General features: G+C 73.0%; 23 protein-coding genes. 17 read left to right on the top strand and 6 right to left on the bottom strand.

Features of this window, described 5'->3' with window-relative positions:
- The first annotated feature begins 60 nt into the window (after window positions 1–60).
- The 8 genes from AC1UE5_RS24000 to AC1UE5_RS23965 all read left to right on the top strand — a co-directional run bounded on the left by AC1UE5_RS24000 (window position 61) and on the right by AC1UE5_RS23965 (window position 8,939).
- Window positions 61–1,554: a CoA-acylating methylmalonate-semialdehyde dehydrogenase gene (locus tag AC1UE5_RS24000; RefSeq protein ID WP_482928422.1), complete on the top strand. Its 1,494-nt coding sequence runs from the start codon at window positions 61–63 to the stop codon at window positions 1,552–1,554.
- Window positions 1,551–2,960 (top strand): aspartate aminotransferase family protein, encoded by a 1,410-nt coding sequence (locus tag AC1UE5_RS23995; protein WP_482928420.1) that lies wholly within the window; start codon window positions 1,551–1,553, stop codon window positions 2,958–2,960. The genes AC1UE5_RS24000 and AC1UE5_RS23995 overlap by 4 nt, the downstream gene beginning before the upstream one ends.
- Window positions 2,961–4,067 (top strand): alanine dehydrogenase, encoded by a 1,107-nt coding sequence (ald, locus tag AC1UE5_RS23990; RefSeq protein ID WP_482928418.1) that lies wholly within the window; start codon window positions 2,961–2,963, stop codon window positions 4,065–4,067.
- Window positions 4,064–5,515: an aminobutyraldehyde dehydrogenase gene (locus tag AC1UE5_RS23985; protein ID WP_482928416.1), complete on the top strand. Its 1,452-nt coding sequence runs from the start codon at window positions 4,064–4,066 to the stop codon at window positions 5,513–5,515. The genes ald and AC1UE5_RS23985 overlap by 4 nt, the downstream gene beginning before the upstream one ends.
- Window positions 5,516–5,525: 10 nt before the next feature.
- Entirely contained in the window at window positions 5,526–6,911 is a 1,386-nt protein-coding gene (locus tag AC1UE5_RS23980; protein ID WP_482928414.1) for an aspartate aminotransferase family protein, read from the top strand.
- Between the two features lie 85 nt (window positions 6,912–6,996).
- Window positions 6,997–7,548 (top strand): hypothetical protein, encoded by a 552-nt coding sequence (locus AC1UE5_RS23975; RefSeq protein WP_482928412.1) that lies wholly within the window; start codon window positions 6,997–6,999, stop codon window positions 7,546–7,548.
- A 1-nt stretch (window position 7,549) separates the two neighbouring features.
- Complete coding sequence (locus AC1UE5_RS23970; RefSeq protein ID WP_482928410.1) at window positions 7,550–8,482, top strand: L-lactate dehydrogenase; 933 nt, start codon at window positions 7,550–7,552, stop codon at window positions 8,480–8,482.
- Window positions 8,483–8,549: 67 nt separating this feature from the next.
- Window positions 8,550–8,939, top strand: a complete 390-nt coding sequence (locus AC1UE5_RS23965) for a hypothetical protein (protein ID WP_482928408.1) — start codon at window positions 8,550–8,552, stop codon at window positions 8,937–8,939.
- Here the strand turns inward: AC1UE5_RS23965 and AC1UE5_RS23960 are convergent.
- Window positions 8,902–10,008, bottom strand: a complete 1,107-nt coding sequence (locus tag AC1UE5_RS23960) for an NAD(P)/FAD-dependent oxidoreductase (RefSeq protein ID WP_482928406.1) — start codon at window positions 10,006–10,008, stop codon at window positions 8,902–8,904. The two genes, AC1UE5_RS23965 and AC1UE5_RS23960, sit on opposite strands and share 38 nt — an antisense overlap.
- A 75-nt stretch (window positions 10,009–10,083) precedes the next feature.
- Here AC1UE5_RS23960 and AC1UE5_RS23955 point away from each other — a divergent pair, with 75 nt between their 5' ends.
- Genes AC1UE5_RS23955 through AC1UE5_RS23945 form a run of 3 tightly spaced genes read left to right on the top strand, consistent with a single transcriptional unit; the run spans window position 10,084 to window position 13,479 of the window.
- Window positions 10,084–11,013, top strand: coding sequence for a nucleoside hydrolase (locus AC1UE5_RS23955; protein ID WP_482928404.1), 930 nt, complete (start codon window positions 10,084–10,086; stop codon window positions 11,011–11,013).
- Between the two features lie 42 nt (window positions 11,014–11,055).
- Window positions 11,056–12,030, top strand: a complete 975-nt coding sequence (locus AC1UE5_RS23950; RefSeq protein ID WP_482928402.1) for an RNA polymerase subunit sigma-70 — start codon at window positions 11,056–11,058, stop codon at window positions 12,028–12,030.
- 6 nt (window positions 12,031–12,036) lie between these two features.
- A complete protein-coding gene (locus AC1UE5_RS23945) occupies window positions 12,037–13,479 on the top strand; it encodes an MFS transporter (protein WP_482928400.1) in 1,443 nt (480 codons plus the stop codon).
- Here AC1UE5_RS23945 and AC1UE5_RS23940 read toward each other — a convergent pair.
- On the bottom strand, window positions 13,391–13,906 hold the full coding sequence (locus AC1UE5_RS23940; RefSeq protein WP_482928398.1) for a hypothetical protein: 516 nt from the start codon (window positions 13,904–13,906) through the stop codon (window positions 13,391–13,393). The two genes, AC1UE5_RS23945 and AC1UE5_RS23940, sit on opposite strands and share 89 nt — an antisense overlap.
- Window positions 13,907–14,030: 124 nt before the next feature.
- On the opposite strand from AC1UE5_RS23940, the gene AC1UE5_RS23935 reads away from it, so the two are divergent.
- From AC1UE5_RS23935 to AC1UE5_RS23920, 4 genes are all read left to right on the top strand, one after another.
- Window positions 14,031–15,596 carry an anti-phage dCTP deaminase gene (locus AC1UE5_RS23935; protein WP_482928396.1) on the top strand — a complete coding sequence of 522 codons (1,566 nt, stop codon included), beginning with the start codon at window positions 14,031–14,033 and terminating at the stop codon, window positions 15,594–15,596.
- Window positions 15,593–15,793 carry a hypothetical protein gene (locus tag AC1UE5_RS23930; RefSeq protein WP_482928394.1) on the top strand — a complete coding sequence of 67 codons (201 nt, stop codon included), beginning with the start codon at window positions 15,593–15,595 and terminating at the stop codon, window positions 15,791–15,793. The genes AC1UE5_RS23935 and AC1UE5_RS23930 overlap by 4 nt, the downstream gene beginning before the upstream one ends.
- Window positions 15,794–15,896: 103 nt before the next feature.
- Entirely contained in the window at window positions 15,897–16,724 is an 828-nt protein-coding gene (locus tag AC1UE5_RS23925; RefSeq protein WP_482928392.1) for an alpha/beta hydrolase, read from the top strand.
- Window positions 16,724–17,548, top strand: coding sequence for an MBL fold metallo-hydrolase (locus tag AC1UE5_RS23920; protein ID WP_482928390.1), 825 nt, complete (start codon window positions 16,724–16,726; stop codon window positions 17,546–17,548). The genes AC1UE5_RS23925 and AC1UE5_RS23920 overlap by 1 nt, the downstream gene beginning before the upstream one ends.
- Here AC1UE5_RS23920 and AC1UE5_RS23915 read toward each other — a convergent pair.
- The 3 genes from AC1UE5_RS23915 to AC1UE5_RS23905 are packed head-to-tail and all read right to left on the bottom strand — an operon-like array spanning window position 17,545 to window position 19,024.
- Complete coding sequence (locus AC1UE5_RS23915; RefSeq protein WP_482928388.1) at window positions 17,545–18,201, bottom strand: glutathione S-transferase family protein; 657 nt, start codon at window positions 18,199–18,201, stop codon at window positions 17,545–17,547. The genes AC1UE5_RS23920 and AC1UE5_RS23915 overlap by 4 nt on opposite strands.
- Entirely contained in the window at window positions 18,198–18,659 is a 462-nt protein-coding gene (locus AC1UE5_RS23910) for an SRPBCC family protein (RefSeq protein ID WP_482928386.1), read from the bottom strand. Before AC1UE5_RS23910 ends, AC1UE5_RS23915 begins: the two co-directional genes overlap by 4 nt.
- Window positions 18,656–19,024: an ArsR/SmtB family transcription factor gene (locus AC1UE5_RS23905; RefSeq protein ID WP_482928384.1), complete on the bottom strand. Its 369-nt coding sequence runs from the start codon at window positions 19,022–19,024 to the stop codon at window positions 18,656–18,658. The genes AC1UE5_RS23910 and AC1UE5_RS23905 overlap by 4 nt, the downstream gene beginning before the upstream one ends.
- A 91-nt stretch (window positions 19,025–19,115) precedes the next feature.
- On the opposite strand from AC1UE5_RS23905, the gene AC1UE5_RS23900 reads away from it, so the two are divergent.
- The gene (locus AC1UE5_RS23900; RefSeq protein ID WP_482928382.1) at window positions 19,116–19,646 is read left to right on the top strand and encodes a carboxymuconolactone decarboxylase family protein; all 531 of its coding nucleotides are present in this window, start codon (window positions 19,116–19,118) and stop codon (window positions 19,644–19,646) included.
- A 46-nt stretch (window positions 19,647–19,692) separates the two neighbouring features.
- On the opposite strand, the gene AC1UE5_RS23895 is transcribed toward AC1UE5_RS23900, so the two are convergent.
- Window positions 19,693–20,241, bottom strand: coding sequence for a hypothetical protein (locus tag AC1UE5_RS23895; RefSeq protein WP_482928380.1), 549 nt, complete (start codon window positions 20,239–20,241; stop codon window positions 19,693–19,695).
- Window positions 20,242–20,357: 116 nt separating this feature from the next.
- Between AC1UE5_RS23895 and AC1UE5_RS23890 the strand changes: the two genes are divergently transcribed.
- Window positions 20,358–20,801: a VOC family protein gene (locus AC1UE5_RS23890; RefSeq protein ID WP_482928378.1), complete on the top strand. Its 444-nt coding sequence runs from the start codon at window positions 20,358–20,360 to the stop codon at window positions 20,799–20,801.
- Window position 20,802 lies beyond the last annotated feature (1 nt).

The following is a 20,802-nucleotide window of genomic DNA, read 5'->3' as shown; positions in this document are numbered from 1 at the left end:
TTCGCGCGCGGGGAGGGAGGAGCATCGGTGTCGGCCGCCCACGACCACTGGACTCCTCCTGTGACCACCGCCACCGCAGACACCACCAAGGCGCCGACCGAGGCGCCGCTCCTCGAGAACTACGTCGACGGCGCCTGGCGTGCCGCGACCGCGGCCGACACGCTGGAGAGCCGCGACCCGGCGACCGGCGCGCTGCTCGCGAAGGTCCCGCTCTCCAACGCGCAGGACATCGACGCCGCCGTCCAGGCCGCGCAGGCCGCGCTCCCGCAGTGGCGCGCCACGCCGCCGGCCGTCCGCGCCCGCGCGGTGATGAAGCTGCGCGACGCGCTCGCCCAGCACCAGGACGAGCTCGCGCGGCTGGTCACCCAGGACATGGGCAAGACCGTCGACGACGCGTTCATGGAGGTCGGCCGCGGCATCGAGTCCGTCGAGGCCGCCATCGGCATCCCGCACCTGCTCAAGGGCGAGAACCTCGAGCAGGTCGCGCGCGGCGTCGACGTCCACATGGTCCGTCAGCCGGTCGGCGTCGTCGCGGCCATCACGCCCTTCAACTTCCCGGCGATGATCCCGCTGTGGTTCCTGCCCTACGCCATCGCGTGCGGGAACACGTTCATCCTCAAGCCGTCCGAGCAGGACCCGACCCCGAGCCGCCGGATCCTCGAGCTGATCGACGGCATCGAGGAGATCCCCAAGGGCGTCGTCAACCTCGTCCACGGCGCGCACGACGCGGTCAACGCGCTGCTCGACCACCCGGGCATCGACGCGATCTCGTTCGTCGGCTCGGCCAAGACCGCCCGCTACATCGCCACCCGCGCGGCGGAGCAGGGCAAGCGCGTCCAGGCGCTCGGCGGCGCGAAGAACTCGATGGTCGTCATGCCCGACGCCGACGAGAAGCTGCTCACCGGCGGCGTCATGGGCTCCGCGTTCGGCGCGGCCGGCCAGCGCTGCCTCGCCGGCTCGATCGCGCTGCTCGTCGGCACCAAGGAGGAGCAGGACCGCTCGCTGCGCCTCCTCGTGGAAGCCGCGAAGGAGCTCAAGGTCGGCCCCGGCGACGACCCGCACACCGACGTCTGCCCGGTCGTCAGCCCCGAGGCCCGCACGCGCCTCGTCGGCAACATCGAGACCGCGGTGAGCGAGGGCGCGACGGTCGTCCTCGACGGCCGCGAGACCGGCGCCGGCGACGGCGGCGCGCAGCTCGGCCCGACGATCCTCGACAACGTCGCCTCCGACTCCCACGCCGCGCGCGAGGAGCTGTTCGGCCCGGTCCTCAGCGTCGTGCGCGTCGACACGCTCGACGACGCGATCACGTGGACGAACGAGAGCCGCTACGGCAACAGCGCGATCATCTTCACCGAGTCGGGCGGCGCCGCGCGCGAGTTCCGCTTCGGCATCGGCGCCGGGATGATCGGCGTCAACGTGGGCGTCGCCGCGCCCGTCGCGTGGTTCCCGTTCGCCGGCTGGAAGGACTCCATCGACGGCGACCTGCACGCGAACGGCACCGACGCCATCGAGTTCTACACCCGCAAGAAGGTCGTCACGGAGAGGTGGGCATGAGCGATCACGCGCAGCTGCAGCAGGACGCCAGCGACCACCTGCTGCTGCACTTCGCCCGGAACGGGGCGTTCGGCCCGGACAAGAAGGAGCTGCTGGTCCTCGACCGCGGCGAGGGCCCGTACGTCTTCGACACGAAGGGCCGTCAGTACCTCGACGGGCTGAGCAGCCTCTTCTGCTCGCAGATCGGCTACTCGTACGGCGAGGAGATGGCCGCGGCCGCCGCGTCGCAGCTGACGACGCTCGCGTTCAACACGAACTGGGGGACCGCGCACCCGGCCGCGATCAAGCTCGCCACGAAGCTCGCGTCGCTCGCGCCGGAGGGCATCGAGCACGCGTTCTTCACGAGCGGCGGCTCCGAGTCGGTCGAGGCGGCGTGGAAGCTCGTCCGCCAGTACCACCTGGCCAACGGCGAGCCGCAGCGCACGAAGGCGATCGCCCGCCACATCGCCTACCACGGCGTCACGCTCGGCGCGCTCTCCTTCACCGGCGTCCCCGGCTTCAAGGAGCCGTTCGGCACGCCCGCCGTCCACACCCGGCACGTCTCCAACACCAACGCCTTCCGCCGCGTCGGCCCGGGCCGCGAGTTCGAGACCGAGGCCGAGTTCACGCAGTTCCTCCTCGACGAGATGGAGGAGGCGATCCAGGCCGAGGGCCCGGAGACGGTGGCGATGATCATCGCCGAGCCGCTCCAGAACGCCGGCGGCTGCCTGGTGCCGCCGGAGGGCTACTGGCCGGGGCTGCGCGAGATCGCCGACCGCCACGGCATCCTCCTCGTCGCCGACGAGGTCATCACCGGCATGGGCCGGCTGGGCGAGATCTTCGGCGTCACCCGCTTCGGCGGGCAGCCGGACCTGATCACGACCGCCAAGGGCCTGACGTCCGCGTACGCCTCGATGGGCTGCGTGATGGTGGGCGAGAAGGTCGCGACCGCGATCCACAAGCCCGGCGTGACGCTGCTGCACGGCATCACGTTCGGCGGGCACCCGGTCGCGGCGGCGATCGCCCTCAAGAACCTCGAGATCTTCGAGCGCGACGGCGTGCTCGAGAACGTCCGCGCCCACGAGGGCTACCTCCAAGAGCGCATGGAGACCCTGCGCGCGCTGCCGATCGTCGGCGACGTGCGTGGCGCGGGCTACTTCTGGGCCACCGAGCTCGTCAGCGACGGGGTCGAGGGCAAGTTCGACGCCGACCAGCGCGAGGACCTCCTCCGCGGCTTCCTCCCCGGGAAGCTGCTCGAGGCCGGCCTCATCGCGCGCGGCGACGACCGCGGCGACAGCGTCCTCCAGGTCGCGCCGCCGCTGATCAGCGACAAGCCCGTCATCGACGAGCTGGTCGAGAAGCTCGCGGAGGTCCTCACCGCCGCGGGCGAGCACATGAACGTCAAGTCAACTGCAGGAGTCGCGTAGATGCGCGTCGGTGTCGTCAAGGAGATCAAGCCCCAGGAGCGCCGCGTCGCGCTGACCCCGGCGGGCGCCCTCGAGCTGGTCAAGGCCGGCCACGAGGTGCTCGTCGAGCGCGAGGCGGGCGTCGGCTCGGGCTTCGAGGACGTCGCCTACGAGCAGGCGGGCGCGAAGATCGTCGCGTCGGTCGACGAGGTGTGGCAGACGTCCGAGCTCCTGCTGAAGGTCAAGGAGCCGATCGCGCCCGAGTACGGCCGGCTCAACCCGGACGCGACGCTCTTCACCTACCTGCACCTCGCGCCCGATCCCGACCTGACCGACGCGCTCATGAAGTCGGGCACGACGGCGATCGCATACGAGACCGTCGAGGACGCGCAGGGCGGCCTGCCGCTGCTCGCCCCGATGTCGGAGATCGCGGGCCGCCTGGCCACGCAGGCCGGCGCGTACTGGCTCCAGGCCCCGTACGGCGGCAACGGCACGCTGATCGGCGGCGCGCCCGGCGTCGCCCCCGCGCGCGTGCTCGTCATCGGCGGCGGCGCGGTCGGCACCCACGCGGCGCGCGTGGCGGTCGGCATGGGCGCCGACGTGACGATCCTCGAGCGCTCGATCCCGCGCATCAAGCACCTGGAGGAGCTGTTCGACGGCCGCGCGGTGCGCGTCCTGATGAGCGACACCCTCACGCTCCGCCGCGAGCTCGCCACCGCCGACCTCGTCGTGGGCGCGGTGCTGATCCCCGGCGCCAAGGCCCCGCACCTGATCCGCCGCGAGGACCTCGCGCTGATGCAGCCGGGCTCGGTCATCACCGACGTGGCGATCGACCAGGGCGGCTGCGCGGAGACCTCCAAGCCGACGACGCACGCCGAGCCGACCTACGTCGTCGACGGCATCGTCCACTACTGCGTGGCGAACATGCCGGGCGCGGTGCCGCGCACCTCGACGCGGGCGCTCACGAACGCCACACTGCCGTACGTGCTGCGTCTCGCCTCCGGCGTCGACACGGCGCTCGCCGCCGATCCCGGGCTGGCGAAGGGTCTGAACGTCAAGGGCGGCGAGATCGTCAACGCCGAGGTCGCGACCGCCTACCGCGAGATCAGGAGCGCCGTGACCGCATGAGCACCATCGAGGACGTCAAGACCTACGGCAACGTCGTCGACGGCGAGCGCGTCGGCGCCGTCGCCGGCGGCCTGGCGGAGGTGATCGCGCCGGCGACCGAGGAGGTCATCGCGCGCGTGCCCGACGGCACGGCGGAGGACGTCTCGCGCGCGGTGGACGCCGCGTCGCGGGCGGCCGCCGCCTGGGGTCGCACCACGCCGGCGGAGCGGGCGGAGAAGCTGCTCGCGCTCGCCGACGCGCTGGATGCGAACGCCGCCGAGCTTGGCGACCTCGAGGCGCTCAACGCGGGCAAGCCGCGGGCCGCGGCGGCGGACGAGATCCCGCTCTGCTCCGACCACCTGCGCTTCTTCGCGGGCGCCGCGCGCGTCCTGGAGGGCAAGGCGGCCGGGGAGTACGTGAGCGGCTACACGTCGTTCGTCCGCCGCGAGCCGATCGGCGTGGTCGGCCAGATCACGCCGTGGAACTACCCGCTCGCGATGGCCATCTGGAAGATCGGCCCGGCGCTCGCCGCGGGCAACACGATCGTCCTCAAGCCGTCCGAGCTGACGCCGCTGACCACGATCCGCCTCGCCGAGCTGGCCGCCGACATCCTCCCGAAGGGCGTGCTCAACGTCATCACCGGCGAGGGGGATCCGGTCGGCTCCGGGCTCGTCAAGCACCCCGACGTGCGGCTGATCTCGCTGACCGGCAGCGTCGGCACCGGCAAGGCGATCGCGCGCGCGGCCTCCGACACTCTGGCCCGGGTGCACCTCGAGCTGGGCGGCAAGGCGCCGGTCGTCGTGTACGACGACGCGGACGTGGAGGCCGTCGCGGCGAACCTGCGCGTCGGCGCGTTCTTCAACGCCGGCCAGGACTGCACCGCGGCCTGCCGCGTCATCGCGACGCCGGGCGTGTACGACGCGCTCGTCGCGGCGACGGCGGAGCAGGCCAAGACGCTGGTCCTCGGCGACCCGTTCGGCGCCGACGACGTCGAGCTGGGGCCGGTCATCGCCGAGCGCCAGCGCGAGCGGGTGCTCGGCTTCGTCTCGCGCGCGGCCGACGCCGGGGCCGAGGTCGTCACGGGCGGCAGCGCCTGGGGCGAGCGGGGCTTCTTCGTGGAGCCGACCGTCGTCGCCGGCCCCGCGCAGGACTCCGAGATCGTCCAGCGCGAGGTGTTCGGCCCGGTCGTGTCGATCCAGCGCGCCGCCTCGGAAGAGCAGGCGATCGCCTGGGCCAACGACTCCGTCTACGGGCTCGCCTCCTCCGTCTGGACCCGCGACGTCGCGAAGGCGATGCGCGCCACGCAGCAGCTGAACTTCGGCTGCGTGTGGGTCAACGACCACCTTCCCTTCCTCTCCGAGATGCCCCACGGGGGCTTCGGCCAGTCCGGCTACGGAAAGGACCTGTCTGCGTACTCCCTGGAGGAGTACACGCGGATCAAGCACGTGATGATCAACCTCGAGGCCTGAGCTTCTTCCTATGAGCACTTCCGCCCCCGTCCAGCTCGACCGCGCCCGCATCGCCGAGATGACGGAGCGCGAGCAGCAGAAGCTCGACGCCGCGACGCCCAAGTCGGGCGAGCTGTACGCCCGCGCCCAGAAGTCCCTGGCCGGCGGCGTCGCGTCGTCGTACCAGCTGCGCGACCCGTGGCCCATCTACCTCGAGCGCGGCGAGGGCCCGGTCGTGTGGGACGTCGACGGCAACGAGATGCTCGACTTCCACAACGGCTTCGGCTCGATGGTCCAGGGCCACGCGCACCCGGCGGTCGGCAAGGCGATCAACGACCGCTACGCGCTCGGCACCCACTTCGCCGCGCCGACCGAGGACGCGGTCGTCGTGGGCGAGGAGCTCCAGCGCCGTTGGGGCCTGGAGCGCTGGCGCTACACGAACTCGGGCTCCGAGTCGACGATGGACGCGATCCGCATCGCGCGCGCCTACACGGGCCGCGACACCGTGATGAAGATCTTCGGCTCCTACCACGGCCACCACGACACGGTGATGGTCTCGATCGGCGTCGAGTACGACAAGATCGGCGACCCGGAGAACCTCGCCTCGCTGCCGTACGGCGCGGGCATCCCGCAGGCCGTCGTCGACATGACCGTCGCGGTGCCCTTCAACGACGCCGGCGCGATGGAGCGCCGCATCGAGAAGCTGGACGCCGAGGGCCGCAAGCCCGCCTGCGTGATCATGGAGGCGGCGATGATGAACCTCGGCGTCGTCCTCCCGGAGGAGGGCTACCTCGAGGCCGTCCGCGAGATCACCCGCAAGCACGGCATCGTCCTGATCTTCGACGAGGTCAAGACCGGCATCTGCATCGCCGCCGGCGGCGCGACCGAGCGGTGGGGCGTCAAGCCCGACATGGTCACGCTGGCCAAGGCGCTCGGCGCGGGCATGCCGACCGGCGCGATCGGCGGGACCGAGGAGGTCATGTCGGTCGTCGAGGACGGCTCCGTCTACCAGGTCGGCACCTACAACGGGAACCCGCTCGGCATGGCCGCCGCGCGCGCGAACCTCCTCGAGGTCATGACGCCCGAGGCCTACAAGCACCTCGACGCGCTCAACGAGCGCATCGTCTCGGGCTGCCAGGGCGTCGTCGACAAGTACCGCCTGCCCGGCTACGCGCTCGGCATCGCGGCCAAGGGCTGCGTCACGTTCGCGACGGAGAAGGTCGTCGACTACGCGTCCTTCAAGGCCGCCCAGGACGCCGAGCTGTCCGAGCTCGCCTGGCTCTTCAACATGAACCGCGGCATCTTCATGACGCCGGGCCGCGAGGAGGAGTGGACGCTGTCGGTCACCCACACCTTCGAGCACGTCGACCACTACGTGAAGGTCTTCGACGAGCTCGCGGCCGAGCTCACCGCCTAGGCACGAAACCTCTCCTGAGGACCCGAAGGGCCCGCCTCGTGCGGGCCCTTCGCCGTTCCGCGGGCGGAGTACCCTTGCGGCGCCCGTGCGCGCCCGCGCCATCGACAACCAGAAGATCGCGCTGCTGTGCGCGGTGGGGTTCCTCGGGCTCCTCGCGCTCGCGTTCTGGTCGTACGGCGACACCGTGTGGGAGGACGTGCCGTCGGACTACGCGACCTACCGCGGTGGGGGCCTGGAGTTCCGCCATCCGCAGGGGTGGGAGGCGATCGGCGACCCGGCGGCGACGCTGACCGTCCGCGCCCGTGGGCGGGAGGGGGAGCGGCTGGCGCCGCTCGTGCTCGTCCAGCGCTACCGCGACGGCGACACGCAGGCGATGCAGCGCGCGGAGGCGCGCATCACCGACCTCGTCGAGGGCGAGCGGCTGCACATGAGCCCGTACGAGATCGACGTGCCCGGCGCCGACGGCGCGTCCGCCCGCTCGGTCGAGGTCAAGGCCCGCAACGGCAAGGTGCACAGCATCACCGCGGTCACCGCGAGCAAGGGCGACACGGTCACCGCGTTCACCGTCCGCGGCCCCGTGACCGACGGCGCGGACAACGCGCGCAACATCGCCGGCTCCCTGCGGCTGGAGGACTGACGTGGCCGAGCGCGGGAAGGTCGCGATCGTCGGAGCGGGAGGGGTGGGCGCGACCATCGCCTACGCGTCGCTGGTCCGCGGGGTCGTGCAGCACGTCGCGCTGTACGACCGCGACGGCGCGAAGGCCAAGGCCGAGGCGCTCGACCTCGTCCACGGCTCCCAGTTCGTCAAGCCCGTGCGGGTGACCGGCAGCGACGACATCGAGGTCACCGCCGACGCCGAGGTCATCGTCGTGACCGCGGGGGCGAAGCAGGACCCGGGCCAGACGCGGCTCGAGCTCGCGGGCGTGAACGTGAAGATGTGCCGGACGCTCGTCCCGGAGCTCGTCGACCTGTCGCCCGATGCGGTGCTGCTGCTCGTCACCAACCCGGTCGACGTCGTGACCTACGCGGCCGAGCGCGTGGCGGGCCTCCCGCGCGGGCGGGTGATCGGCAGCGGCACCGTGCTCGACTCCTCGCGGCTGCGGACGCTCGTGGCCGAGCACTGCGGCGTCGCGGTGCAGAGCGTGCACGCGTTCATCGCGGGCGAGCACGGCGACTCGGAGCTGCCGGTGTGGTCGCAGGCGACGATCGGCGGCGTGCCGCTGCGCGACTGGCCGCGGGTCGACGAGCGGGCGCTGTCGGAGATCGCGCACCGGGTCGTGACCGCGGCCGAGCAGATCATCCGGGGCAAGGGCGCGACGACGTACGCGATCGGGCTCGCGGCGACGCGCATCCTGGAGGCGTTGCTGCGCGACGAGCGCGCCGTGCTGCCCGTCTCCACGCTGCTCGACGGCCAGTACGGCATCGAGGACGTCTGCCTGTCGCTGCCGTCGATCGTCGGACGCGACGGCGTCGAGAACGTGCTCACCCCGCCGTTGTCGGCCGACGAGGTCGGCGCGCTGCGCCGCTCGGCGCAGACCGTGCGCGACGTCGCGCGGTCGCTCGGCCTGTAGCCGGGGTGACCTCGGACGCCACCTTGGTGCGCTTGCGGCGACGGCCCGTGGCGGAGAGGGTGGAGGCATGACCAGGAAGCGCCTCACCATCGCCGCCTCGCTCCTCGCGCTGACCGCCGGCGCCGCACCGGCCCTCGCCGCCCAGCAGAACACGCTGAAGGGCGCGCCGACCTTCGAGGTGTGGACCGACCAGTACCACGCGGTCGGGCTCCCGTTCGACAAGAAGCTCACGCGCACGGACGGCAAGTACCGCATCACCGTCACCGTCGGCAGCACGCGCGCCACGCAGGTCCGGTACAAGCGCCCCCACGGCTCGAACTTCGTCTACGAGGCGCGCGTCCCCGTCAAGGGCTTCAAGGTCGGCAAGAAGTACACGCTGAAGATCGCGATCCCCGGCCAGGCGACCATCACCCGGACGGTCACGCTGAAGGAGATCCCGGGCGAGCGCGAGGGCTGACCGCGCGCAGCTCGGGCGGGATGCGCTCCCACGCGCCGTCGATCACGCCGCTCGCGATCAGGGCGGCGGTCGGCGGCGCGTGGATGATGCCCTCGCGGCCGTGGCCGGTGGCGACGACGACGTCGTCGGCGACCGGGCCGAGCAGCGGGAGCCCGTCGGCGGACGCGGGGCGCAGGCCCGCGCGGGCCTCGACGAACGCTGCGTCCGCCAGCGCCGGGACGAGCCGGGTCGCGATCGCCGCGAGGGTGCCGACGCTCGCCAGCGACGGCGCCGCCTGGAAACCGCGGTCGAGCACGGTCGTGCCGCACCACACCGTCCCGTCGGCGCGGGGGACGAGCGAGCCCGCCGAAGAGCGGAGCGTCGTCCGCAGCGGCGGCGCGGCCCCGGGCGCGGCGCGCACGATCAGCCCTTCGCCGAGCACCGGCCGGACGGGGAGCGCGAGCGGCGGCAGCGCCCACGCGCCGGTCGCCACGACGAGCGTCCCGTAGCCGACCCGCTCGCCGTCCTCGAGCCGCACCCGTCGCCGCGCGACGTCGATCTCCGCCGCGCCGCAGCCCGCGGTGACGACCACGCCGCGCCGCCGGCCGGCCTCGCGCAGCGCGCGCGTGAGCAGGTCGGTGTGGACCGCCGCGGTGCCGGGGAGGTGGAGGACCTCGCTCGTGGGCGCCAACCCGGGCTCGACCGCGCGGGCGGCGCGCGCGTCGAGCCGCTCGCACCGCCAGCCCGCCGCGGCGGCGCCCTGGACGGTCGCGGTGAGGAACGGCTCGCCGGGCGTGCCGACGCGCAGCTCCCCGCGCCGCTCGAACCCGCTCGGCATGTCCGCCTCCGCCGCCAGCTCGGCGGCCCACGCCGGCCACGACGCGACGGCCGCCGCGTTGAACCGCCCGAGCGGCCCCGCCCACTCGTGCGGGTCGGTCGGGGAGAGGATGCCCGCCGAGGCGCGCGTCGCGCCGCCGCCGGGCACGCCGCGCTCCAGCACGACGACCGACACGCCGCGGCCCGCGACCTCGCGCGCGACCGCGAGGCCGATCGCGCCGGCCCCGACCACCACCACGTCCGCGGTCACCATGGGACGGGAGTGTGCCGGACCGGCCGCGCGGCGAGTCTGGCGCGTGGTCGCCGGGCCGGATGCGAAGCTGCCCCGGTGCCGACACCGATCATCCTCGACTGCGACCCCGGCCACGACGACGCGATCGCCATGATCCTGGCCGCCGCGCACCCCGCGGTGGACCTGCGCGCGATCACGACCGTGGCGGGCAACGGCGGGCTCGACAGCGTGACCCACAACGCGCGGGCGGTCGCGACGCTGGCGGGCATCCGGGACGTGCCGATCGCCGCGGGCGCCGACCGCCCGCTCGCCGGCACCCCGCACGAGGCGGCGGCGGACATCCACGGGGAGAGCGGGCTCGACGGGCCGCCGCTCCCCGACCCGGCCGTGCCGCTCGACCCGCGCGGCGCGCCCCGCCTCATCGAGCACACGGTCGCCGCCGCCGACGAGCCCGTCACGCTCGTCGCCACCGGCCCGCTGACCAACGTCGCCATCGCGCTCGACACCGTGGACCACGCGCGCATCGCGCAGGTCGTGTGGATGGGCGGCTCGACCGAGCGCGGCAACCGGACGCCGTACGCCGAGTTCAACGCGTACACCGATCCCGAGGCGATCGCGACCGTCCTCGCGAGCGGCATCCCGTTCACGATGCTCGGCCTCAACCTGACCCACCAGGCGCTCGCGACGCCCGACGTCGTCGACGCGATCCGCGCGCAGGACACGGAGCTGGCGCGCACCGTCGCGGACTGGCTGACGTACTTCGGCGACACGTACCGGACGGTGTTCGGGATGCCGGCGCCGCCGGTCCACGACCCGTGCGCGGTCGCGCTGCTGGCCGAGCCCGGCGTCGTGACGACGCAGGACGCGTTCCTCGCCGTCGAGACCGAGGGCCGCTGGACGCGCGGTGCGACCGTCGCGGACCTCCACGGCCGTTTCGGCCACCGTGCCAACGCGAAGGTCGCGACGGCGCTCGACGTCCCGCGCTTCTGGGCGCTCGTGACAGACGCGGTGCGCGCGCTCGGCTGACCCGACCGATGGATCGCGAGGCCGCGCCGGGTCTACACCGGTGTGGACCTGGACTTCGAGACCGCCGTCGCCGCGCACCGCGCCGGGCTGCACGCGCACTGCTACCGCATGCTGGGCTCGCTGCCCGACGCCGAGGACGCCCTCCAGGAGACGCTCCTGCGCGCGTGGCGCAGCCTCTCCGCGTTCGAGGGCCGCAGCTCGCTGCGCACGTGGCTCTACCGCATCGCCACCAACGTCTGCCTGCGGGCGATCGAACGCCGGCCGCCGCGCGCCCTGCCGGTCGACCTGCAGCCCACGCCGAGCGACCCCGACGTGCCGCTCGGCCCGCGGACCGTCGAGCAGATCTGGCTCGACCCGTACCCGGACGACGCGCTCGCGCACGCCCACGACGCGTCGCCCGAGGCCCGCTACGAGGTGCGGGAGAGCATCGAGCTGGCGTTCGCCGCCGCGCTCCAGCACCTCCCGCCGCGCCAGCGGGCGGTCCTGCTGCTGCGCGACGTGCTCGGCTTCAGTCCGGCCGAGATCGCGACCGCCCTGGAGACGAGCGCGCCGGCCGTGTCGAGCACGCTCCAGCGCGCGCACGCGGCGGTCGACGCGCGCCTGCCGGCGCAGAGCCAGCAGCAGACGCTGCGGACGATCGGCGACGCGCGGCTCACCGAGCTCGTCACGCGCTACGTCCATGCGTGGGAGGCCGGCGACGTCGACGCGCTCCTCGCCCTGCTGACCGAGGACGCGACGGTCGCGATGCCGCCGCGCCCCGAGTGGTACCGCGGCCGGGAGGACATCGGCCGGTTCTTCCGCCGCGGGCCGTTCGGCGCGGGCGAGCGGTGGCGCCTGGCCCCGCTGCGCGCCAGCGGGCAGGTCGCGTTCGCGGTGCGGGACGCGGGCGGCGAGCCGCACGCGATCGCGGTCCTCACGCTCGACCCCAGCGCCCGCATCGCCGACATCACCGCGTTCCTCGGCGCGGGCACGGTGGAGCGGATGGAGCGATGGATCCGCCCCGCCGCCCGGATCTGAACCACCATGCACCCCACAGCAGCCCAGAGCCGATGGGTCCTCGTCCTCGCGTCGGCGGCGTCGTTCATGGCGGCGCTCGACACGCTGGTCGTGACCACCGCGCTCACCACCATCCGGCTCGACCTGGACGCCACCGTCGAGCAGCTCGAGTGGACGGTCAACGCCTACAACCTCACGTTCGCCGTCTCGCTCATGACCGCCGCCGCGCTCGGCGACCGCTTCGGCCGGCGGCGGATGTTCGCGGCCGGCCTCGTGCTGTTCGCGCTGGCGTCGGCGGCGTGCGCGATCGCGCCGTCGGTCGGCACGCTCGTCGCCGCGCGCGCGGTGCAGGGCGTCGGCGCGGCGGTCATCACGACGCTCGCCCTCGCGATCGTCGGCCACGCGTTCCCGCCCGAGAGGCGCGGCGCGGCGCTTGGCGCGTTCTTCGCCATCACCGGCCTGGCCGTCGCCAGCGGCCCGCTGATCGGCGGCGCGATCGCCGAGGGCCTGGCGTGGCAGTGGATCTTCTGGCTCAACGTGCCGATCGGGCTCGCGCTCGTGCCGCTCGTCCGGCGCCGCATCCCGGAGAGCTTCGGCCCCGCGACCGCGCTCGACCTGCCCGGCCTCGTGCTCGTCACGACCGGCGTGCTCGGCGTCGTCTGGGGCCTGGTGCGCGGCAACCCGGCGGGGTGGGGGAGCGCGGAGGTCGTCGGCGTGCTCGTCGCCGGCGCGGTGCTCGTCGCGGCCTTCGTCGCGTGGGAGCTGCGCGGCACGCGCACGCCGATGCTCCCGATGGCCTACTTCCGCGACCGCGGCTTCTCGGCGGGCAACGCGGCGAGCTTCTTCGCGGTCGCCGCGCTCTTCACCGGCGTCTTCTTCCTGCCCCAGTTCTTCCAGACGAGCCTCGGCTTCTCGCCGCTGGAGGCGGGCCTCGGCCTGCTGCCGTGGACCGCGACGCTCTTCTTCGTCGCCCCGGTGGCGGGTGCGCTCGTCGACCGGCTGGGGGAACGGCCGTTCCTCGTCCTCGGCCCGCTGCTGCAGGCTGCCGGGATGGGGTGGATCGCGCTCGCCGCGTCGCCGGACGTCGCCTACGCGTCGCTCATCCCGCCGCTGGTGATCGCGGGCGTCGGCATCTCGATGTCGTTCCCCGCCGCGCAGTCGTCGGTGGTCGGCGCGGTGCCCGAGGACGCGGTCGGCAAGGCGAGCGGCACGAACACCACGATGCGTGAGCTGGGCGGTGTGTTCGGCATCGCGATCGCCGTCGCGGTGTTCGCGGGCGCGGGGAGCTACGCGTCGCCGGACGCGTTCAGCGACGGCTTCGTGCCCGCGATGGGCGTCGCGACCGGGCTGTCGCTGCTCGCGGCGCTGGCGGGCTCGGCCGCTAGGCGGCGTCCGTCGGCGGCGCCGGCTGACGCCGGACCCCGAACAGCTCCCCCAGCGTCTCCAGCATCTCCTGCTCCTTCTCGCTGACGAGCGCCCCGCCGATCCCGAGGAACCCGCCTTCCCGCGCGGCCAGCGCGACGCGCTGGGAGGCGGTCCGGACCCACGTGACGAACGCGTTGCGCTCGTCGAGGCTGACGACCTCGCGGTCGAGGAGCCGCGCGACGTGACGCAGCTCGTCCAGGCACTCCTGCTTGCCGTTGCTGCGGCTCGGGCGGAACTCGCCGAGCGGGTTCTGCCGCCGCTCGACGACGTCCTGCGCGAGCGCGTGCACGAACGGCCCGTACTCGCCGTCGGGCGCCGCCGCCTCAGCCAGCGTCCGCAGCGCGGCCGCCGACTCCTTGACCGTGTCGAGCGGCCCGCTCGGGTCCGAGAACGAGATCGCCAGCCCCGCGACGACGGGCGCGCGGCCCAGCCGCTCCCACTCCGCCTGCGTGAAGTCCGCCTTCGATGCCATGGCGACCGACGCTATCGCGCTCTTCCGGCAACGCTCATGAACGCATTCGTTCATGTTCCGTCCGAAGCGACGCATACGGTCCCGCCATGCTTCGTTGGGATCGTCGATCGTGATGGTTGGAGTCGTGCACGACATCCCGCGGACGGAGCTCGTGATCGGCTTGGTCGGTGCGATCGGGACCGATCTTCCCCACGTGGCAACCCGGTGCGGCTCCACCCTCACGGACACCTTCGGCTACACGGTCGAGACGGTGACGGTGAGCGATCTGCTTACGACGGTGGCCTGGCCCGACGGTCGCGACCTCTCGCCCGACAAGGAGGACCTACGGCTGAAAGCCCGCATGGATGCGGGCCGAGACCTGTGCCAGCGATGGCAGGCACACGATGCCTTGGCCCAGCTCGCCTTGCTGCGGATCAGCCAGATCCGAGAGCAGGTCAACGGTGACGACTCAGGGCGGCCGCTGCAGCGGCACGCGTTCATCCTTCGCTCATTGAAACGGCCGGCCGAGGTCGATCGTCTCCGCGCGGTGTTCGGCAGCCGATTCGTCCTCCTCGGTGCCTACTCGCCGCGTCCACGGCGCCGAGATCACCTGCTCGGTCTCCTGGAGAAGTCGTACGGGACGCAGGACGAGAGCAAGTACGCGCTGAACGTCGACCGCGATCTGATCGAGCGGGACGAGAGGGAAAGCGGCGAGGGTGGTCAGAACGTCCGGGGCACCTTCCACCAAGCCGACTTCTTCGTGGAGACCCATACCGACCGGTTGGACGCGCAGCTCGATCGGTGCCTGCGGATCCTGTTCGGTGACCCGGCTCTGACGCCGACGAAGGACGAGACGGCGATGGCGCAGGCAGATCGGGCTGCGCGCCGGTCGGCTGAGCCGGGGCGTCAGGTCGGCGCGGCGATCGCGAACGACCGGGGAGACATCCTGGCGGTCGGATGCAACGAGGTCCCGCGTGCCCACGGTGGTCAGTACTGGTCTGACGACGTCGCACTTGATGGTCAGCCGGCGCCCGACGGACGCGAGATGCGCCGTCCGAAGGACACGAACGTCGTGCACCAGGGTGAGATCGCGTCTGACGTGATCGCACGGCTCCGCGGGGCGCTGAAACCGGATGCGCTGGACGATGCCGAAGGGCTCGCCGCGGCGATTCTGGGCTCGAAGCTGGGCGACATCACCGAGTTCGGTCGGGCGGTCCACGCAGAGATGGCCGCCATCACCACGGCGGCCCGGCTCGGGGTGCCGCTCGAGGGCACGACCGTGCTCACCGACACGTTCCCCTGCCACAACTGCGCTCGGCACATCATCGGCACCGGCATCGAGCGCGTGGTGTACATCGCGCCCTACGCGAAGAGCCGCGCGCACATCCTGCACGAGGACGCGATCGCTGTCGCACCGCTTGACCCGGCTGCGGCGCGCGCGTCCGGCAAGATCGTGTTCGAGCCGTTCATCGGCGTCGCGCCACGTCGGTTCGATCAGCTGTTCTCGGGCGTGAAACGGAAGGACGAGAGCGGCAAGATGGTCGTCGACGACTTCAAGCCAGGAGAGGCCGAGCCGCGACTTGGCGCAGCGACGACGCGCGCCGCGGAACTCGACGTGATCGCGTACCGGGCTCGCGAAGACGCGGATCTCGCGGCGTTCCGAGCCAGGATCCCCGAGCTTGACCCACCACCGAAGGAGCAGGAGAAGTGACGCAGTCGGAGCAGGACTCGCTCTCGCAGCAGGCAGACCGCGCCGCGGAGCGGGTGAGCGCCTGGCCGGCGTGGCAGCAGGAGCTCGTCAAGCAGGCCGGGGCCCGGCCGGGAACGGACGCCGAACCGCGCGTGAGCGGCGTCGCTGTCGCGATGGTGAAGGCAGTGCTGGAGGAGCCTCGGGCGGAAGGCCGCTAGGCCGCACGGCCGTCGGATGACGCAGCGCGTGCGCCCGCATGTCCGCACCGATGCGGTCAGATGACGTATGCGGTGGGTGCGCCATCGGCGTAGCGTCGCCGCCATGATCTCCACCGCAGCGCTTCCCCCCATCGTCCTCGTCCACGGCTTCTGGGTCACGCCCCGCAGCTGGGAGCACTGGAAGGCCCACTACGAGGCCCGCGGCCACCAGGTGATCGCGCCCGCCTACCCCGGCTTCGAGGTCGAGGTGGAGGCGCTGAACGCCGATCCGCAGCCGGTCGTCGACCTCGACCCGAAGGAGGTCGTCGCGACGTTCGAGGCCGCGATCGCCGAGCTGCCGAGCGAGCCGATCATCATCGGCCACTCCGCGGGCGGGGCGTTCACGCAGCTGCTGCTGGACCGCGGCCACGGCCTCGCGGGCGTCGCGCTCAACTCGGCGCCGACCGAGGGCGTCGCCATCGCGCCGGTCTCGCAGCTGCGCTCGGTGTGGCCGGTGCTCAAGAACCCGGCCAACCACCACCGCGCGGTCGGCTTCACGCTCGAGCAGTGGAAGTACGCGTTCACCAACGGCTTCACCGACGAGGAGTCGCAGCGCCTGTACGAGCGCTACCACGTGCCGGCGTCCGGGCGCGTCGTGTTCGACGGCGTGCTGGCCAACATCAAGCCCGGCCACCAGGACATCTGGGTCGACTACAAGAACGACGACCGCGCGCCGCTGCTCTTCGTCAGCGGGACCGAGGACCACATCATGCCGCCGTCGGTGCAGCAGTCGAACCTCAAGCACTACAAGTCCGACACGGTCACCGAGATCATCGAGTTCGAGGGCCCGCACCTGATGATCGCCGGCGAGGGCTGGGAGACGATCGCCGACACCGTGCTCGACTGGGCGCTGGAGCACGCGACCGCGCGCCGGGAGCCCGAGCCCGCCTGATGCCGGGCCTGCGCATCACCCACGTCGGTGGGCCGACCGCGATCATCGAGCTCGCCGGCTGGCGCATCCTGACCGACCCGACGTTCGATCCGCCCGGCCAGCGCTACCACTTCGGCTGGGGTGCGGGCTCGAAGAAGCAGGCCGGGCCGGCGATCCCCGCGTCCGAGGTCGGCCCGGTCGACGTGGTGCTGCTGTCGCACGACCACCACGAGGACAACCTCGACCCCGCCGGCCGCGCGCTCCTGCCGGCCGCCGGGGTCGTGGTGACGACGGCGTCGGGGGAGCAGCGGCTGCGCTCCAAGGACGGCCTCGACGCCGTGCGCGGCCTGGAGCCGTGGGCCACGACCGTCCTGGAGGCGCCCGGCAAGCCGGCGCTGAAGGTGACCGCCACGCCGTGCCGCCACGGCCCGCCCGGCTCGCACTTCATCGTCGGCGACGTGGTCGGGTTCGCGCTCGAGGTCGACGGCGACCCCGGCGGCGCGCTGTGGATCTCCGGCGACACCGTGCTCTACGACGGCGTGCGGGAGGTCGCCGCGCGGGTGGACGTCGACGTCGCGATCGTCCACCTCGGCGGCGTGCAGTTCCCGGTCAGCGGGCCGCTGCGGTACACGATGACCGCGAAGGACATGGTCGAGCTGCTCGGGCTCGTCCGCCCGCGCGTGGCGATCCCGCTCCACTACGAGGGGTGGAAGCACTTCCGCCAGCAGCGCGACGGCGTCGAGCGGGAGCTGGCGTCCGCGCCCGCCGACGTGCGCGCGCTGATCCGCTGGCTCCCGATCGGCGACCCGGTCGAGATCGAGGGCGCCGCAGCGCCGACGGGTTAGGCGACGCGCTCGGGCCAGGGGAGCGGGAACAGCTCCCGGTACGGCCGCGCCTCCTCGACCACCCGCGCCACCGACGGGCGGGCGAAGAGGCGGTCGAGGTACGCGGCCAGCGCCGGGTGCTCGAGCCGGTCGAGCTCGTGCATGACGTCCGCGTAGTGGAGCATCGGCGCCGCGGCGCAGTCGGCCAGGCTGAACGCGTCGGTAGCGAGCCAGGCGTCCTCGCCGCGCGCGGCGAGGTGCCCGTCGAGCAGCGCGTAGGCGGCGGCGAACGCCTCGCGCGCCCGCGCGACGCCGTACGGGTCCTTCGCGTCCGCGGGGCGGAGCGCGTCGTAGGTGATCGTCTGCATCGGCGCGGCGACGTGGCCGTCGACCACGCGGTCCCAGATGCGGACCTGCAGGGCCTCGTCGGGATCGGCGGGGATCAGCGGCGGAGCGTCGCCGTGGCGATCCAGGTACTCGACCACGGTCGACGACTCGGGGACGACCGTGTCCCCGTCGACGAGCACCGGGATGCTCGCGGGCGCCCACAGCCTCGCGAGCGGCGTGCGATCCTCGACGAGGACGGCCTCGAACGGCACGTCGCGCTCGTACAGCGCGATCAGCGCCTTCCAGCAGTACGCGGCGAACGGGTGCTGGTGGAGCGTCAGGCTCATGCGGCCACCTCGCTCGCCAGGAACGACTCCAGGTTGTCGAGCAGCAGCCCGGTGCCGTGCTCGCGCTCGGCCGGGTCCTCCAGCTCGTCGAAGAACGCGCCGTGCTCGGTGAAGACCAGGTGCGTGCCGTCGCCGTCGGGCTTCGTCTCGATCGTCGTCAGCGAGACCGAGATCAGCCGCCCGTCGAGCAGGAGGTCGTAGGCGAACACGATCCGCGCGTCGGGGACGATGTCGTGGAAGCGGCTGTGGAACTCGTGCAGCGTGCCGCCGGTGTCGCGGCCGACGCTGTGCTCACTGCCGCCGACGCGGAAGTCGAGCTCCCACCGCGCGTCGGTCCAGCTGGCGGGCACGCCGAACCAGCGGCCCTTGAGCTGCGGGTCGGCGAACGCGCTGAACGTCTGCGCGGGCGTCTGGCGGAAGCGGCGCTCGATCGTGAAGTCGTGCTGGCGGATGCTCATCCGGTGGGTCCTTCGGTCTCGGGGGTCGGGGGGAAGGCCTCGTCGAGGACGTCGCCGAGGCGGTCGAGTCGCCGCTCCCAGATCGCGCGGTGCTCGGCGATCCACTGCTCGAGCGTGCGCATCGGGGCGGGCTCGAGGCGGCAGGTGCGGACGCGGCCGACCTTCTCGGAGCGGACGAGGCCGCTGCGCTGCAGCACGTCGAGGTGCTGCATCACCGAGGGGAGCGACATGTCGAGCGGGGCGGCGAGCTCGCTCACCGATGCCGGGCCCTGCGCGAGCCGGATGACCATCGCCCGGCGGCTGCCGTCGGCGAGGGCGTGGAACGCGCGGTCGAGCTGGTCGGCTTCGGCGGTGGCGGTCGGCACGAGGGAGACGCTAGCACGTCACTTAGGTGAGTACCTAACTATCGCGACGGAGGGGTGGCGCCGGATGCGTGTGGCGAGGTAGCGTCGGCGCGTGAGCGACGACGGCGGCGGGATCCCCAACCACGAGCGCGCGTTCGCGGCGCGCCCGGACGTGTACGCGGCGTGGCGCGCGCTGTGCGAGGCGGTGCAGGCGCCGATGGACGTGCGCCGGTACGAGCTGGCGACGGTCGCGGCGGCGAGGGAGCTGCGCTCGACCTACTGCTGCCTCGCGCACGGGCGCGTGCTGCGCGACCGCGGCCTGGTCGACGACGAGACGCTCCTCGCGGTGGCCGCCGGCGACGGCGCCGACGGGCTGTCAGAGGTCGACGTGGCGGTGATGGACCTCGCGGCGCTCGTGGCGCGCGACGCGACCGCCGTCCGCGACGAGGACCTCGACCGCCTCCGCGCCCTCGGCCTGGGCGACGACGAGATCCTCGACGTCATCCTCACCGCCGCCATCCGCTGCTTCTTCTCCACGGTCCTCGACGCGACGCAGACCCCCGCCGACGCGTCCCTGGCTGCCGCGTTCCCGCCCGGGCTCCGCGACGCGCTCACGGTCGGCCGCCGGCCCGCGACGCGGTAGCGTCCCGGTTCCCGCCCGGAGCGGGCCGCCGCCGCGCGGTCGGACGCTACGGGCCCCGACGCTTGAGGGTCAGCCTGAAGGCGGTCGGCCCGGCGGCGCAGGTGCCGGCCGGCAGGCCGTCCAGCGACCAGCGCTCGTGCACGGACAGCGTGCCGGCGAGGTCGTCGCCGGTCAGCTCCGCCGAGACGCGCGTCGTGCGGTCGACCGCGAACGCGCCGACGCGGCCCGTGGCCTGCGCGGTGACCTCGAGCTGCGCGCCGCGCCACGAGAACCGCTGGCTCGCGTCCGGGAGCTCCGACCGCGGCAGCAGCCCGCCCCCGAACGTGCACGACGACCGGAAGCTGTAGGAGAGCCCGTCCGGGCGGCCGCCCGGCACGACCCGCCACGAGATCTCTTCGCCCTGCGCCGTCTTCCCGCTCACCCAGAACGCGGCCGGCGCGGCCGGGGCGTCGTCGGTCTCGTACGCCGCGCGGACCGCCACGGCCACGGCCGCCAGCACGAGCAGCGCGCCGTAGATCACCAGCCGCAGCCGCCACGCGATCCGTTTCGCGCGCGCCAGCTCGTCCGGCGTCGGTTCGGGGACGGCCTCTTGCACGAAGCTCCTATCGGCAGGCCCGCCCGAGAACTTTCCCTCCGTGCACCGATGAGTTCGGCGAAGCGTCCCGGTCTACAGCTCCGACACCAACCCCCGGAGCCCTGAAGGAGCCCCACATGCCCGGCCAGTCCCGCCTCATCTTCGTCAACCTCCCCGTCGCCGACGTCAAGGCGTCGCAGGCGTACTTCGGGGAGCTCGGCTTCACGTTCAACGAGCAGTTCACGGACGAGTCGTGCGCGTGCATGGTCGTCAGCGACCAGGCGTACGTGATGCTGATCGACAAGGAGCGGTTCGCGGACTTCACGACGAAGCCGGTCGCCGACGCGACGAGCGCGACCGAGGCGATCCTCTGCGTGAGCGCCGAGTCGCGCGAGGGCGTCGACGCGTTCGCGGAGGCCGGCCTCGCCGCCGGCGGCTCGCCCGCGAACGAGCCGATGGACCACGGCTTCATGTACGGCCGCTCGTTCCACGACCTCGACGGCCACCTGTGGGAGGTCATGTGGATGAGCCAGGAGGCGGTCGAGAACGGCCCGGCCGACATGGTGGAGGGCGCCGCCTGAT

The organism is Parviterribacter multiflagellatus (genome assembly GCF_056863265.1).
The sequence above is the reverse complement of the archived record's forward strand: the minus strand, read 5'-3'. Positions and strand labels throughout refer to the sequence as shown.